Here is a 15,380-nt window from a genome sequence, read left to right on the forward strand (position 1 = left end):
GAGTAAGGATTACTGCGAACTTCTACTGCGCACTCTGAATATCGGGGCGCAATTTCTTGGCTTCTCCCAGGTAGACATGCACGATCTCACTGGGTGCCTTACTTGAGTTCACATGCAATAACACACGAATACAACGTGGTAACGCCTGTGGAACTGCAATCTCTGATGCGCACAAGAGTGGCACTTGCCGCATCCCGAGCGCACGGGCCGCCTCGGCCGGAAATGTCGAGGTGAGATCGGGGGTTGTCGTGAAGATCGCCGAAACGATTTCGTCGAAATCGACGATTTGATTCTGCTGAAGCAGTTCTGCCAGGAGTTCTCGAGTCGCAGCCAGAAGCAGTTCAGGATTATCGCAATCCACACAGGTTGCACCACGAATTCCTCTGACGGACATCTCGGCCCACTCCCTCTCGAACTCGCTTGAACATTCGATCCGCAGACATTTAATCAATCGTTGCAGATCGTAACGATTGACCATCCTGCGCGACAGCCACACACAGGCTTGTTCAGCAATTCTTGCTGCTGCCAGCATGACGACCTAGTTCAACTTGTCACTGCCAAACTTTTTCTTACGATTTTGTCATCTTTCGAACGCCGATCAACGTATCTACAGTCGTAACAGTAACCCGTACACAGATTCAAACATCGAAAGGTGTCGATCGATGCCGTCCTCGACTGTTGCTTCCAGGGAAATGGCCGAGCTTCTTGGAGTCCTGTCGCATCCCTGCCGCGTCCAGATTGTGGAAGAATTGCGAGACAGTGAACGTAATGTCAATTCCCTGCAAGAGTTGCTAGGAATCAGCCACTCCGGTGTTTCACAACACCTGGCACTCTTAAGAACCCGCAAATTGCTCAAAGAACGCCGTTCTGGCAGGCATGTTTATTACCGGCTGGCCAACCCCCGGCTGGCTGAATGGCTGAAAATGGGAAATGTGTTCCTCGATCAACCTTCTCCAGATCCAATGGAGAACTCCGGGACTGGCAACAATGCATCCGCAAGCGCCAGTTCGTCGATGAGTTGGGAGGCACACATTCTGCAGCAGAAGGCCATCGCTCAGCCAGAGCCATCCAGCTCCCATGGAAAATTGAGCGAACGCTTGCCGGAACAGACTTCACTCGGTGAACATCGCGACTTCAATCAAACAGATTTTTCAGAAACGGTTGTGGCCGACAAACCGACGGATTTGTCAGACTCCTCAACAACCTTTCCGACATAATTTGCATCAAAATTGAATCTCCTGGAGAGCATTGGTTGTGAGCAGATTATCATCTTCGACATCGAGAGCTGAGCCGGGGGAACTCCGCCACGCGGAGACTGATCGAAGTGACTACGGCGATGAAACCGAGAGCTTCTCATCGGGTAGGAGCCAGGGTGCAGCTTTGGCCGGCGCACTGGTCGAATTCGGCAGACTCACCGAGAATCCGTGGGAACCTCTGATCGTTCAACGAGAGCTCGAAGCCGCTGCACGGTGCTGGCAGGGTGACTTCGACAGTAAGTGGTGGAAGTGGGCCATCGAAGTTGCCAGATCTCATGGTTTAGCCATCCGGCTCATGGATCTGACGATTAGTGAAGTTCATGCACTTGCGAAACATGGCGGTGTGGCCCTTTGCCGCACTGAGCCAATTCCAAGCGTCTCAGCTCCATCTTCAAAAGCCGCACCCGAGCTGACTGAAAAGCTGTTCGTCGTCTCGGGACGAAGAAAAACTCTCGCCATGGAGTTTGCCAACGAGCTTTACGGCAAAGATTTGCCCTGGCTCAATTTCGTCCAGAGTTTTCCACTGGTTGCTGTGCGCTGCGTCGTTTTTGAGCCGAATATCGATGGGCTGGGAGCCGGCCACGAGCATCACCAGCCTCCCTGGAAACGTCTGCTGCGGATGATCGCGCCGGAAAAAAATGAAATCTGGACGGTTTTCCTGATGGCGTGTGCGGCTGGCCTGTTATCAGTCTCGGCTCCACTAGCGGCTCAACAACTTGTCCGCGCGGTGACTTTTGGCGGAGTCTTCCAGCCAATTATTGTTCTGAGCATTATCCTCCTGGGGCTTCTGAGTCTGCTCGGCGCCTTCCAGATTCTGAAGATCTATATTTCAGAAGTGATCCAGCGCCGCCTATTCACACGCATTACTGCCGACCTGGCATGGCGGCTTCCGCGAGTCAAAGAATCCGAATGGCTGCATCATGACGGACAGGAACTCGTTAACAGGTTTCTGGAAGTCGTGACGCTTCAGAAAGTCATCAGCAGCCTGCTCGTGGATGGATTAGCGATCGTGCTGGCGACAATTGTCGGTATGACTTTGATGGCATTCTATCATCCATTTCTTCTCGGTTATGACCTCGTCCTGATCGTGCTGTTGTCGATTATCATTTTGACGATGGGACGGGGAGGGGTGAGAACTTCTATCGACGAATCGAACAATAAATACATGGCACTGGCCTGGTTCGAAGAACTCGTTCGCGTCCCCGCAATCTTCCGCACCCCTGATGGGGCTGCTCTGGCATGGCAACGCAGCGATGCCCTTTGCACCCGTTATCTCAATGCCAGACAAACTCACTTCACCATTGTTCTCAGGCAATATATTGCTCTGGCAGTGCTTCAGGCTGTCGCAGCCACCGCCCTGCTGGGCCTGGGTGGTTATCTTGTACTTCGAGAACAACTGACACTCGGCCAACTCGTCGCTGCCGAACTGATTGTCGCCACCATTGTGGGTTCGTTTCTGAAACTCGGTAAGCATCTTGAAGAATGGTTCGATCTCATGGCAGCGGTGAACAAGCTGGGCCATCTGTTCGACCTGCCCGTGACCCAGCAAAGAGGAGTCTTGTTGCCTGAATCACGGGCACCAATCGCTCTCGATATGCGAAATGTCTCCTGGGGCCATCCGCCTGGCGCCGGGCATTGGATGACTCCCCATTTGACCTGCACAGTGACTCCGGGTTCATCGCTCGCCATACTGGATAATCAGCCGGAGCATCGGTCAAAAATTCTCTCTGCCCTGGCAGGAGAGGCCTATGAATTCGAGGGCATCATCGAGCTCGATAGTTTACCACTGAATGATCTTCGTAAAGATCTTGTCAGATCACAGGTGGCTTTCGTCCAGATGCCTGAGATTCTGTCAGCTTCCATTGCCACCAACGTCCATTTGCATCGACCCGATGTCAGTGATCAGACCGTCAAGCGACGACTCGAAGATGTCGCACTCATGGCTCGAATTGAAACATTACACGGCGGTATCCATACCGAGCTGTCGGCCAAAGGTGAACCGCTTTCTTCAACAGAACAGATGCAATTGATGCTCGCACGAGCGATGGCTGGTTCTCCGCGTCTGCTTCTGATTGACGGATGGCTGGATGGCTTGCCCGACCACTTGCGGCAGCGTTTGCTGGGCGTCCTTTTTGCTCCTGATAGAACATGGACCACGGTCATCGCTACCTCCCGGCCCGATATTGCCGCACTATGCGACCAGACCATCGAGATGGATAATGCCGAATCCCGACCTTTAAAAGTGCCTCGTCAACCCTCCTTACCTGCGACCTAGAATGCCGGATCGAGCTTCGTTTCCAGATAAGAGTTTGCAGATGTCCTGACTGAATAACGGGCCCGGCCTGAATCACGAAAATTATCCACGATTCGCTCGGAAGGAGTGAAACATGGCTTCCACACAAATCAGTACCACACCTCAGGGCGCAATTGTGCCCGCTGGCGGGCATCATGGTCACCATGACAATACTCTGGGGCTTTGGAACGTTGGCGAAACGTGGCAAGCCCAGAACTTTCCGGCACTCCAACTGGCCCAGCCGATCCGCACAATTCGCTGGATCTCGACAGCACTTCTGTGGGCATTGCCCATCAGTCTGATTGTCATGATGTTCGCACCCTGGCAGCAATCCGTTGTCGGTTCCGGGCGAGTGATCACTTACGATCCCAATCATCGCCTGCAGGAAATCGATGCTCCTATTGGAGGTCGCATTACGAATATTCGCCCTGATCTGGTCGAAGGCGCGATTGTCAAAAAGGGCGAAGTCCTCATGGATATTGAGGTCATCGACTCAGCTCTGATTTTTCGCCTCGAAGAACAGTTGATGGCCACTCAGCGTAAACTCGAGACAGAAAAGACAATTGCCATTGCCTACGAACAACAGGTTCAAGCGTTTGAAGCCATTCGCAACCAGACGGAACTTGCCCAGGATGAATTCATTAAAATGGCTGGGCAGAAGTTGCTTGCTGAGCAGCAGAACCTGAAAGCCGCTACTGCCGCATACGAGCAGGCTGAGAAAGATCGCATTCGACGCATTCAGCTCTTTGAACAGAAGGTGGAATCTCGATACGAAGTCGAAATTGCTGAGCGAAAAGCTCAAGAGGAACAGGCGAAACTGGCACAGGCCAACGCTTATGTTGAAGCAGCGAAGAGCGAGCTGTCGGCTAAAGAGGCTGAGCGACTTTACAAGATTCGTGAGGCGATCACCAAGATTGACTCAGCACGGGCCGTTTATCAGAAGTCGTTGGGAGATATCGCCAGTACCGAGAAGGAGATCGCCGATATCCAAGCTAAACAAAAGTTGCAAGTACAGTCGGTGGTAGCCCCGATTGATGGGTATGTCCTGCGACTGACAAACTTTCAGGGAGGAAAAATTATTTCGGCAGGCACGCCGCTTTTGGAACTCGTTCCATTAACTGCGGATCGTGCTGTCGAAATCAAGGTCGATGGAAATGATGCACCGCTGGTCGCCTCGCTATCTAAAGATGGCCAGCATCGCAAAGTCAGGTTGCAATTTGAAGGCTGGCCTGCGGTTCAATTTTCTGGCTGGCCTTCAGTCGCGGTCGGAACCTTCGGTGGTGTTGTTGCTGTCGTTGATTCGATGGATGACGGAATTGGTAAATTTCGAGTGCTGGTATTGCCTGATCCAGATGAATCAAGACCTTGGCCCACAGCCAATGTCTTGAGGCAGGGGATTCGGGCCAGAGCCTGGGTGTTGTTGGATCGGGTCACAATCGGGCAGGAACTCTGGAGACAACTCAACGGATTCCCACCCGCAATTCAACTGGATGATTACAAGAGTTCATCGGACGACAAACTTCTTCGAGGGAAAAAATGACGCGATCCGGACAAGCATGGATGCTTGTTGGTTGCCTGGTGATAGCCGGATGCTCAACCGCTCGTACAAGTGTGGTTCGCTCCATCTCACCAGCATCGTCGTCGGTCGAGAAATCGACCGTCGCCAATCACAAGATCTCCGAAGAAACCACCACCGGCAAAGAGACCAGTTCTCGATACACCACCAGCAAGACGACCTTGCCACCTGAAACTCCAGACGATCAGGTGCCTGCAGACGAGACCTCCTCCACGATTCAACTTGCCAATTCTGAAGTGCAGGATGCCGAAACTTTAGGTGCAGTGACAACTGCTAGCGAGCAGACCGCTGCTTTACAGGAAGCATCGTCCTCATCGGGTCAAGTCAGTACTCCTCCCGCCGGTGGAGGAGATGAGTTTATGGAGGGATCCTTGCTCCCCGGAAGGATCCGTCAGGAGATCCCTCCCAGCCCCGGGAATGCTGATGAAATCCCGATCGCTGGTGATGAGCGAGTCAGTCCGCCACTGGTACTCACCAGTGTCATCGACTCGGTCTACATGTCGTTTCCGCTTTTGAGAAATGCCCTGTATGGCCGCAATATTGCCAATGGAGCCAATCTCGCTGCTCAAGGAGCTTTCGACCTCAAGCTGAATGCTGATCTGAACAACCAGCCTCTGGGCTACTACCAGACCTATCGCAACGGTTTCGATATTGCTCAACCCGTGCTCCAGAATGGTGGAGAAGTCATTGCCGGGTATCGTGCGGGTCGTGGTAATTTTGAACCCTGGTACGGAAATCGCCAAACCAATGATGGCGGTGAGTTCATGGCTGGCCTGGCCATCCCACTTTTGCAGAACCGTGCCATTGATAAACGCCGCGCTGAACTCTGGATTACTCAGGTTGGTCAATCGAAAGTCGAACCGGAGATTAAAACCCAGCTCCTGCAGTTTATTCGTGACAGTACAATTGCCTATTGGGAGTGGGTGGCTGCCGGGCAGGGGCTGCGAGTGGCCCGTGAGCTCCAGGCACTGGCATTGGATCGAGATCAACAGATCCGCGCAACAGTTCAGGAAGGTGATCGTCCCGAATCAGACATTATTGATAACCAGCGTTTGATTGTGGCCAGACAGGTCAAGCTGATTGAAGCGGAACAAAAGCTTCAAAGCTCGGCCGTCAAGCTCTCACTCTATTTGAGAGATGCTGCTGGCAATCCCTTTATCCCCCCCAACAGCATGCTGCCTGCGAGGTTTCCAACTCCGATGCTGGTGACTCCCGAGGTGCTGGAAGCCGATATTGCCTTCGCTACCTCTCGCCGGCCGGAATTGCTGGCACTTGATTTCGACCGTCAGCAACTATCTATCGAGTTGCTAAGGGCACAGAACGAACTGTTACCCACCTTGGGTGCCCATGTCCTGGCTACAAAAGATGTGGGGGGGCCAACCAGCTCAATCAATGATAAAGGTCCCTTTCAGGGAGAAGCCGGTTTACAGTTTACTGTTCCTCTGCAACGTCGAAACGCCAACGGCAAAATCATGATGGTCGAAGGGAAGCTGGCCCAGAATATGGCCAAACGCCAATTCACTGCTGATAAAATCTCGGTTGAAGTTCGCACAGCCGTCATTGCTCTCGAAAATGCCTACCGTGCCATCGGACAGGCCAGTGCTTCTGTCCGCCTCAACGAAGAGATGCAACGATTTGAAACGATTCGATTGAATGAGGGTGCCAGCGACCTCCTGAGATTGAACCTGCGCGAGCAAGCCACCTTTGATGCTCGTGTTCAGGAAGTTCTCGCCCTGCTGGGCTACTTCGCCGCAGAGGCCGACTATAAGGCCGCAACTGCGGCTGAACTCCCCGAAGAAATTCTGGCACCAGCGAACTGATTGATAAACACAGCCCACACAGCAGTCGAACTAAAAGGTTCCCGATTTGATGGCGGGGGGATTTTGCGAACCGGCAGCGCCACCTGTTTCTGGAACATCTAAACCGGCCCCTTTGAGCAGTGAAGCCGCATGATCTGCCAACTGTGTTTCAGGATAATCAGTGACCATCTTCGATAATTGCTCACCCAGCTTTTCTTTAAGCTGTGGCTTGGCATTCGCAAGTTGTCGCTCAATATTCTGAATCTGCTTAAGGGCAGCCAGACCAGATTTAACCTGGGGATCTTTCGGCAGATCTTTCTTCAACTTGGTGGCACCATCCGAAAGCGGGTAGCCCTTAAAGGTATCGTTCAATTTGAGCAGTAGCTCATAAGCCTTGAACTTGTTACCCGCTTCGGCAGAAGCCAATGCTTCGTTCTCTAACTCTTGCTTCTCGGCATCGACCACTGCGAGCATTTTTTCTGCCACCGATTTGACCTCTGGGCGATTCGAAAGGGCCGCCTTTTTCAGTGGCTGGGCAACACCGCCGTAAGCACCAAATTCAACCTGCTGCCAGAGTGGAATCATTTCCGGTGGCACTTCCGCACGTTCGACTTTCCATGTGGCCCCCTGAGCGAGTCCCTTGATGGCATCACTGTAGTCATCGTAAGGCAAGCTCTCAATTTTTCCAGATGCGCTGATTCCACGAATCTGGCGAATGTTCTGCAGGCTGATTTCTCCCACAGAACTGCTGGCGAATTCTTTTTCAAAACTGCGATCTGTATCAACGATGATTGGCCAGTTGATTTTTACCTGTTGAGCATATCGCTCAACTTCCGCTCGCTGCGTTCCGGAATTCACGGCAATAAAGACGACCGGCAGCTTTTCATTGGATTTGGCAGCCGAAAGGATATCCGGCCATGCGGCCCGACATTTGGGGCAGGTTTCCTCGAAAAACACCAGATAAATGGCTTTCCCGCGAAGCTGTTCGTAGCTCAATGGCTGTGAATTGACCCACTGAGCAGGATTTTTGGGCAAGGGGGGCTGGGCCAGTGCCATGCGAGTATCAGCCACCTGCACAACGAATACAAAGGCCAGCAGCATAGCGGACCAACATGTCTTACCGGTCATGTTTTTTGCGATCATCAACGGACTCACTCACACCTGTGGACACGGAAGGACATCAACAGTCGCGGGCTTTGCGGCATCTGCAAAATACGGATATCCCGCCCGATTCATCGACAGCCATTGATCTAACAACGACCTCTGTATCATTTCGTTGCCCAGCGAACATCGCAAACACAATTCTCAAAAACCATCCATTTCGCAAAGACTCGTCATGGGAGTCACTTGCGGAGATCTCAGGCAGCAGTTGTGATGCTATCACTGTAACACCCTGAGAATCCCAGAGACTCGTGCCGGTCAGTTCTGGAGCGGATTCAACAACAAGCTCCCGGCACTCCGCATCAGCAGCACTCAAGGAATCAACTCCATGTCGAATGAATACACCCAGCGTCTCCAAACGTTAGGGATCGAACTGCCTCAACCTCCAGTGGCCATTGCCTCTTACATCCCGGTCACGATCACAAACCAGATGGCGATCACCAGCGGTCAGTTACCAATGGCAAATGGTCTGGTGCTGCATTCAGGCAAAGTGGGCTCAGAAGTTTCTGTCGAAGATGCCGCCAAAGCTGCCCGGCAATGTGCACTGAATGCACTTTCCCACCTGCAAAAGGCACTTGGCTCAATTGATCGCATTGAGCGGATACTGAAAATTGACGGATTTGTGCAATCGGCCCCGGGATTCAGTTCCCAACCTGCTGTCGTGAATGGTGCGTCCGACCTGATGCTGGAAATCTTTGGAGAGGCCGGCCGACACACCCGAGTCGCCGTCGGAGTCAGCGAACTTCCTTTGAATGCGGCTGTCGAAGTCGCAGTCTGGGTTTCCATCAAGCCAGATTGACTTCTCGGCAAGTAATGACTTGCCAATGAACAACGCGTGTGACTCAACTTCATCCTGAGTCACACGCGTTGAAAATTTACCACCAGCAGTCGAAAGGGGACTGCCAAGCCATGATCAATATGATTTACTCGTCACCAGCCGACAACCAGGGCGCAAGTGGCTCAGTGGCATCCACCACTTCATGCGGCTGAAAGTAGATTGCGATTTCCTTCGCGGCCGCTTCGGGGCCATCACTTCCATGGACAAGATTCATCTGCCGACTCGTTCCATAATCGCCACGAATGGTTCCCGGTGCGGCATCGCGACCATTGGTCGGGCCCATCATGCCTCGAACAACGCTAATCGCTGACTTGCCTTCGAGAACCAAAGCCACTGTCGGGCCAGCAGTAATGAAGCTTTCGAGCATGGGATAAAATGGCTTCTGGACATGTTCAGCATAGTGCCTCTTGGCCAGTTCCGGGGTGACCTGAATCAGCTTCAGAGCTGCGATGCGCAGGCCCTTCTGCTCAAAACGAGTGAGAATAGGCCCTGCCAGGCGTCGGGCAACAGCATCTGGCTTCAGCAGGACAAGAGTACGTTCCGTAGGCATTTCTTTCGAATCCCAAAGACTAAAGAGTGTGAGTTAAAGACAAGTCAATTTTTCAAGCAGGTATGTATGAAACGACAGACAGAACCAGCGTATCGATTGTCAGGTGTTCTCTGCGGGCAGTCATGGTTCCCGCTGCTTCCTGAGAGAGAACTATGCCGAATCAGGCCTTGCTTTTCCCGGCTGACAGATCCATCAGACTGCAAAACTCTTCAAACAGATAAGCACTGTCATGTGGCCCCGCAGCAGCTTCCGGATGATACTGCACACTGAAAGCGGGTTGATCGGTCAAGCGCATTCCCTCGATTGTCTGATCATTCAGATTTCGGTGAGTGACCTCGATATTTGCTGGCAAAGTCAAAGCATCGATCGCAAAACCGTGATTTTGCGAGGTGATTTCGACTTTCGAGTTCCGCAGATTCATCACGGGCTGGTTGGCACCACGATGACCGAATTTTAGCTTATAGGTTCTCGCTCCAGCAGCCAGCCCGAGGAGTTGATGTCCGAGGCAAATGCCAAAGATCGGGAGTTTACCCAGCAATTCGCGAATTGTCCGTATCGCATAAGTCAGCGGCTCTGGATCACCAGGACCATTCGACAGAAAGACCCCATCTGGTTGTAAAGCCAGAATTTCTGCTGCCGTGGAAGTGCCCGGGACAACCGTCACACGACAACCCACCTGGGTCAAATGTCGTAAGATGTTCCACTTCATGCCGTAATCAATCGCGACGACGTGATAGCGGGTGGGTTGGGAATCCTGTGGAGCCAGCGTCGCGAAGTTACCCAGCTTTTCGGTCCAGGAAAAACTCGCAGCGGGCATGACCTCCTGAACAAGATCCTGACCAACAATGCTGGGTGCAGCCTGTGCTTTGGCAATCAGCGACTGTGGATCGAGATCGATAGTGGAAAGCACTCCCGTGACAGCTCCCTGGCTGCGTAAGCGTCGAACCAGCGAGCGGGTATCAATCCCTTCGAGGCCAATAATTCCGGCTTTGCGCAGATAATCATCCAGAGAAAGCTCTGAACGAAAGTTACTGGGGGCTCGACATAACTCACGAACCACAAAAGCCCTCAGGCGAGGACCCTTGCTTTCCACATCTTCGAAATTGATGCCGTAATTCCCGATCAAAGGGTAGGTCATGGTCACGATCTGACCACAATAGGAGGGATCCGTCAGAATCTCGCCATAACCTGTCATGCTTGTGTTAAAGACCACTTCGCCCGTCACCTCACCCGAGGCACCGAACGCAGAGCCAAAAAAAACGGATCCGTCTGCCAATGCCAGACAAGCTGAAGACTTAGCCTCTTGGGACATCAGACAGCGCCTCACCTTTCCTGGAAAGCCTTAAAATATGGCTTTGATCAAGTTCAAGACATCACACAGATTCCAAGCGTCATGAAAGCGTATCGCGATCATGAATGTAAAAAAAGGAACCGCAGTGTTTTCACTACGGTTCCTCTCAATTTGCGGAGCTTTTGAAGTGATCAAAACTTCAAGTCTCAATGTCTCTGCGCTATCACGTCCGGGATGATCCCAGAACTGAAGCAACCTTAAGCGTTTTCTTCCTGTGACAGCACGAAGTTTTTGAAGCGGATGCGGTCACGCTCGCCGTCGCCAATACTGGAGAAAAGTTCGGCCATAATGCGGTGGAAGTGCTTCTGCCGCACGCTGTAGAAATTGTGCTTACCATCGCGACGGGCCTCAATCAGACCGGCGACGCGGAGCAGAGCCAGGTGATGGCTGACTGCTGGCTGGCTCTGGCCCAGGCGCTCGCAGAGGGCAGTCACATGCAGTTCCTGATCCTTCATCAGATACATCAGGATACGCAGGCGAGTTTCGTCGGCCAGCAGCTTAAAGACCTGAACGAGGTCCTTCTCAAGCTGAGTCGACAGGTCCGGGAAGGATGAACCTTTTTCAACCAAAGGTTCGGCAACATTCGAAATCATTATATTCGCTCTCTACTGAAAAGGACCATGACTGAGTGTCGCCGATCCATTCGGCGGGTGAAATCAGTCAGGTCAAAGTTTTACTATTCCAAATCCATCAGCACTCAGAGTTAAATTGGTGCCTGGAATCAAACACACCGATCAAAAAAACCAGAACCGACATCTCAGTTTTAAAAGCGATCTCGACTCACTGACTTAACAACTCTTATTGATTTGTGAAGCTGACCTACAGCAATCGAGCAACTCTGACCACACTGACTCAACATTTCCTGAGACCATTGCCTCAGAGTTGCTCAAAACACTTGCAAGAACTTAGCAGCTTCGCATGATCCTATTACACGAAATCTGCCAAACCAACATCAGTATTCCTAAATATGTCGTTTGACTGATTGTTTCGCCATCGTATTTTGCAACCTGGAGAACAGTCCGTCAACAACACTCTCACCACAACAAGCATTTCTCCCAAAAGTGGTAGAAATGTAAATCTCTGTCGCAATTGATGTTAAAACACCTTCATAAACGATCACTGAATTTGTGACAGATCATCTTTTCTGTTCCGGCACCAAATATTAACAGCAGATTGTGTGCCACACATGTGGACACTCTGTTGTGTGGATATGTTCGCTGCCTGTTATGATGCCGTTCTCATGGTCTTTTCATGAGCTTTTTCTTGCCCAGTGGAGCACGTCAGCGATGACAAATATGCCTGAAAAGAAAGCATTCTGCAGCTTACACGGGCTGAATGCAGTCATCACCGGGAGTTCCTCTGGTATTGGAAAGGCAATTGCTCTGGAACTTTCTCAAGCAGGGGCAACGGTCGGCTTACACTCTCGAAAATCGATCAATTCAATAGAGGAAATCCGAAAGTCAATCCACTCTCATGGAGGGACAACGCATATTTTTCAGGCAGACCTGCGGAACAACGATGCGGTCGAATCTTTTGCCGAACAGGCATGGTCAGAGATGGGATCGATTGACATCTGGGTCAATAATGCCGGCGTGGATCTCCTGACGACCGAAGAAGCTCGCCTTCCAGCCGTCAACAAACTTGATCTTTTGCACTCAGTTGATGTTCGCGCAACCTATCAGCTTTCCCGCGACATCGCCACACGCATGAAATCTCGGGGCAAAGGGTGCATCATCAACATCGGCTGGGATCAGGCAGATCGAGGCATGGAGGGGGAAAGTGGTGAACTTTTCGCTGCAGCCAAGAATGCTGTCATGGGATTGACCCGTTCGATGGCAGTCAGTTTTGCCCCCGAAGTCCGCTTGAATTGTGTCGCTCCCGGATGGATCAAAACCGCCTGGGGAGAAACCGCCAGCCCGGTCTGGCAAGAACGGGTCATGCGCGAGACCCCGCTGAAACGATGGGGATTGCCAGAGGATATCGCTCGGGCAGTCCGATTTCTGGTCAGCGAAGAGGCCTCATTTATCACCGGACAGGTGATTAACGTCAACGGCGGTGCGATTCGATGATAGAATGATCCATTTCAGAGTCAAAATCTGCCGTATGGAATTTCGTTGCATTTCTTTTGGAATGACGTGACCTCGTCTTGGAAAAACCTCGTCCCCGATTGCTGTTCATCACTGGCAAACTGGCAGAGCATTCGCTTCGCCAGACGCTTATTCCCCTTTCTAAAAAAGCCAATTTTGATTTCGAGATTTGCGTGCTGGGGATCACGGTTGCCGCACTGATGACCACGCCATGGATGCTGCGAAAACTCAAAGAATCGCAGTTTGACGACAGAGTATTTGATCAGGCAATCATTCCAGGATCGGTCGAGGGGGAATTGAATCCACTGCATGAGTTTCTGGGAGTCCCAGTCATTCGCGGTCCGAAAGATCTGTTTGACCTGCCGGAGTTCTTTGGACAGGATCAAAAGACGCCACCAGATCTCACGAAACATAAAATTGAGATACTCGCGGAGATTAATCACGCCCCCCGTCTCTCTCTGGATCAGATTCTGAGGCAAGCGGAGTCTTATCGCGCGTCAGGTGCTGACGTGATTGATCTCGGTTGTCTTCCGGGAGTGGCCTGGCCCGAACTCGAAACCACGATTCAAACGCTGCATCGACACGGCTTCCGACTGTCGATTGACAGTTTCTCACAAGACGAAGTTCAGCGGGCTGTCGGCTCCGGAGTCAACCTTGTCTTGAGCGCCAACTCATCCAATTGCGACTGGGCACAATCCACCAGTGCCGAATTTGTCCTGGTTCCTGATCATCCTCAGAATCTGGAGACACTCGTCACCACTCGCGAGGCGTTTCTCAGTTCAGGGACTCCTTTTCGCCTCGATCCCATTCTGGAACCCATCGGATTCGGATTTGGAGAATCGATCAGTCGTTTTCGGCAAATACGCCAGCAGTTCCCCGCTGATCAAATGATGATGGGGGTGGGGAACCTGACAGAGATGACCGAAGTCGACAGTTCTGGAGTCAACTTTCTACTGGCAGCGTTATGTACGGAGTGGCGGATTGAAAGCATTCTGACAACCGAAGTGATTAACTGGAGTCGATCTTCCATCCGGGAGTTTGAGATTGCACGGCGGCTGACTCATTGCGCAATTGAGCAACAACGGGTGCCCAAGCATCTGGGCGGAAGCCTCGTTCTTTTGCGGGACCCTAAACTGAAAGAGCAGGGCGAAGCCGGCCTGGCGCATTTAAGGCAGTTGGTCACAGACCCGAACTTTCGCATTTTTGCCGAGCGGGGCGAGATCCACTTGTTTAATCGCGATGGATACTGGCATGGAAATGACCCGTACGAAGTCTATGATCGAATGATCGCCTGTGTGGGGACTTTGACTGCCGAACATGCCTTTTACCTTGGCTACGAACTCTGCAAAGCCAAGACCGCATTAACACTTGGCAAACATTACCAGCAGGATCAATCTCTCCGCTGGGGATTTCTCACCGAACCAGAAATCAGTGCAACAGAACGTCGTAAGCAAGAACGTCGACAGCAGTTGGATCGATCTCAGGACATGACCTTAGAAAATCAAAGACAGGAGGGACGTCCTGCATGATCCCCCCTGTTGTCATTCCCTTGACTGCGGAAATGCACCCCCGGTTCGTGACCCATCGACTGGCGTCACTTGATGGACTGTGTGTACTCGAAAGTGCTGTTCAACACGCCCATCTGGGCAGATACTCGTATGTCATGGCCGACCCCTGGCAATCTGGCGATGAGTACAACGTCCAGGCGTTGACAGATCCTTTGAGCCCCATTGCTGAGGTGATGAAGAATCTGCCCTTCGAGCGGCAGCCGGAACTCCCACCTTTTCAGGGTGGCTTCACCGGAGTGCTTTCCTACGAAGCTGGTCGGGCATTTGACCGCATGCCTTCCGCAAGACATCGTGACTTTCTCATCCCGGATTTCTCGAAGAGTTTTTACGATGTCGTATTCGCCTGGGATCATATTGAAAATCGAGGTTGGTTGATTTCTCAAGGCTGGCCCGAAATTGAACCGGCTGCACGTGCAAAAAGAGCGACAGCGCGTGCCCGTCAATTGATGAATTTGCTCGAGCAGAAGGTCACTGATTTAAATCCTCAGATTCCCCAGGAGGCAGACACGAGCCGTCGCTCACTGGAAAGCCTCTCTGCACCCTCATTTGCATTAGCTGGACGCGACAACATCTGGAGTAACTTTCGTCGGGAGGATTATCTTCAGGCGGTCGAACGCGTGATCGAATACATCCGGGCGGGCGACATCTTTCAGGCCAACCTGACTCAGCGTTTATTGACTCCACAGACCATACCCAGCCTGCAGATCTGGGAGAGACTCCGTCAGCACAATCCTTCGCCATTCATGGCATTCTGGCAAAGGCCTGCATGGTCCTTATTGAGTGCTTCTCCGGAACGATTTCTCAAGATCGAAAAGCAAAGCGTTGTCGGCGCGCTCGCAGGAAGTTCGTACAAACCGGCGATCAGCACTCCGCCAATGCTTCTTTGGACCAGTGGGGTTTG

General features: G+C 52.0%; 13 protein-coding genes. 8 read left to right on the forward strand and 5 right to left on the reverse strand.

Annotated features, from left to right (window positions below; translation table 11 throughout):
• Window positions 1-22: 22 nt before the first annotated feature.
• Entirely contained in the window at window positions 23-394 is a 372-nt protein-coding gene (aroH, locus tag A6X21_RS09595; protein ID WP_068847539.1) for a chorismate mutase, read from the reverse strand.
• Window positions 395-662: 268 nt separating this feature from the next.
• On the opposite strand from aroH, the gene A6X21_RS09600 reads away from it, so the two are divergent.
• The 4 genes from A6X21_RS09600 (at window position 663) to A6X21_RS09615 (ending at window position 6,945) form a co-directional block, all read left to right on the forward strand.
• A complete protein-coding gene (locus tag A6X21_RS09600) occupies window positions 663-1,217 on the forward strand; it encodes an ArsR/SmtB family transcription factor (RefSeq protein WP_068847407.1) in 555 nt (184 codons plus the stop codon).
• 37 nt (window positions 1,218-1,254) lie between these two features.
• Entirely contained in the window at window positions 1,255-3,531 is a 2,277-nt protein-coding gene (locus A6X21_RS09605) for an ATP-binding cassette domain-containing protein (RefSeq protein ID WP_068847409.1), read from the forward strand.
• A gap of 112 nt (window positions 3,532-3,643) precedes the next feature.
• Window positions 3,644-5,089, forward strand: coding sequence for an HlyD family secretion protein (locus A6X21_RS09610; protein WP_083233497.1), 1,446 nt, complete (start codon window positions 3,644-3,646; stop codon window positions 5,087-5,089).
• 20 nt (window positions 5,090-5,109) lie between these two features.
• Window positions 5,110-6,945, forward strand: a complete 1,836-nt coding sequence (locus tag A6X21_RS09615; protein ID WP_165603742.1) for a TolC family protein — start codon at window positions 5,110-5,112, stop codon at window positions 6,943-6,945.
• A 30-nt stretch (window positions 6,946-6,975) separates the two neighbouring features.
• Here A6X21_RS09615 and A6X21_RS09620 read toward each other — a convergent pair whose 3' ends face one another.
• The gene (locus A6X21_RS09620; RefSeq protein ID WP_165603743.1) at window positions 6,976-8,052 is read right to left on the reverse strand and encodes a TlpA family protein disulfide reductase; all 1,077 of its coding nucleotides are present in this window, start codon (window positions 8,050-8,052) and stop codon (window positions 6,976-6,978) included.
• Window positions 8,053-8,413: 361 nt separating this feature from the next.
• Here A6X21_RS09620 and A6X21_RS09625 point away from each other — a divergent pair, with 361 nt between their 5' ends.
• Entirely contained in the window at window positions 8,414-8,884 is a 471-nt protein-coding gene (locus A6X21_RS09625) for a RidA family protein (RefSeq protein WP_068847416.1), read from the forward strand.
• A gap of 124 nt (window positions 8,885-9,008) precedes the next feature.
• Here A6X21_RS09625 and ndk read toward each other — a convergent pair whose 3' ends face one another.
• The 3 genes from ndk to A6X21_RS09645 all read right to left on the reverse strand — a co-directional run bounded on the left by ndk (window position 9,009) and on the right by A6X21_RS09645 (window position 11,417).
• Window positions 9,009-9,473, reverse strand: a complete 465-nt coding sequence (gene ndk / locus A6X21_RS09630) for a nucleoside-diphosphate kinase (protein ID WP_013110290.1) — start codon at window positions 9,471-9,473, stop codon at window positions 9,009-9,011.
• Between the two features lie 160 nt (window positions 9,474-9,633).
• Window positions 9,634-10,785 (reverse strand): glutamine-hydrolyzing carbamoyl-phosphate synthase small subunit, encoded by a 1,152-nt coding sequence (gene carA, locus A6X21_RS09635; RefSeq protein WP_068847418.1) that lies wholly within the window; start codon window positions 10,783-10,785, stop codon window positions 9,634-9,636.
• Between the two features lie 236 nt (window positions 10,786-11,021).
• Window positions 11,022-11,417 carry an ArsR/SmtB family transcription factor gene (locus A6X21_RS09645; protein ID WP_013110292.1) on the reverse strand — a complete coding sequence of 132 codons (396 nt, stop codon included), beginning with the start codon at window positions 11,415-11,417 and terminating at the stop codon, window positions 11,022-11,024.
• 693 nt (window positions 11,418-12,110) lie between these two features.
• Between A6X21_RS09645 and A6X21_RS09650 the strand changes: the two genes are divergently transcribed.
• From A6X21_RS09650 to A6X21_RS09660, 3 genes are all read left to right on the forward strand, one after another.
• Complete coding sequence (locus tag A6X21_RS09650) at window positions 12,111-12,893, forward strand: SDR family NAD(P)-dependent oxidoreductase (protein WP_083233499.1); 783 nt, start codon at window positions 12,111-12,113, stop codon at window positions 12,891-12,893.
• A 77-nt stretch (window positions 12,894-12,970) separates the two neighbouring features.
• Window positions 12,971-14,440: a DUF6513 domain-containing protein gene (locus A6X21_RS09655; RefSeq protein ID WP_068847423.1), complete on the forward strand. Its 1,470-nt coding sequence runs from the start codon at window positions 12,971-12,973 to the stop codon at window positions 14,438-14,440.
• Window positions 14,437-15,380: chorismate-binding protein (locus A6X21_RS09660; protein WP_205847443.1), on the forward strand; the 944-nt coding region annotated here is incomplete at its 3' end. The genes A6X21_RS09655 and A6X21_RS09660, both read left to right, overlap by 4 nt.

The sequence above is a fragment of the Planctopirus hydrillae genome (assembly GCF_001707835.1).
GTDB classification, from domain to species: domain Bacteria; phylum Planctomycetota; class Planctomycetia; order Planctomycetales; family Planctomycetaceae; genus Planctopirus; species Planctopirus hydrillae.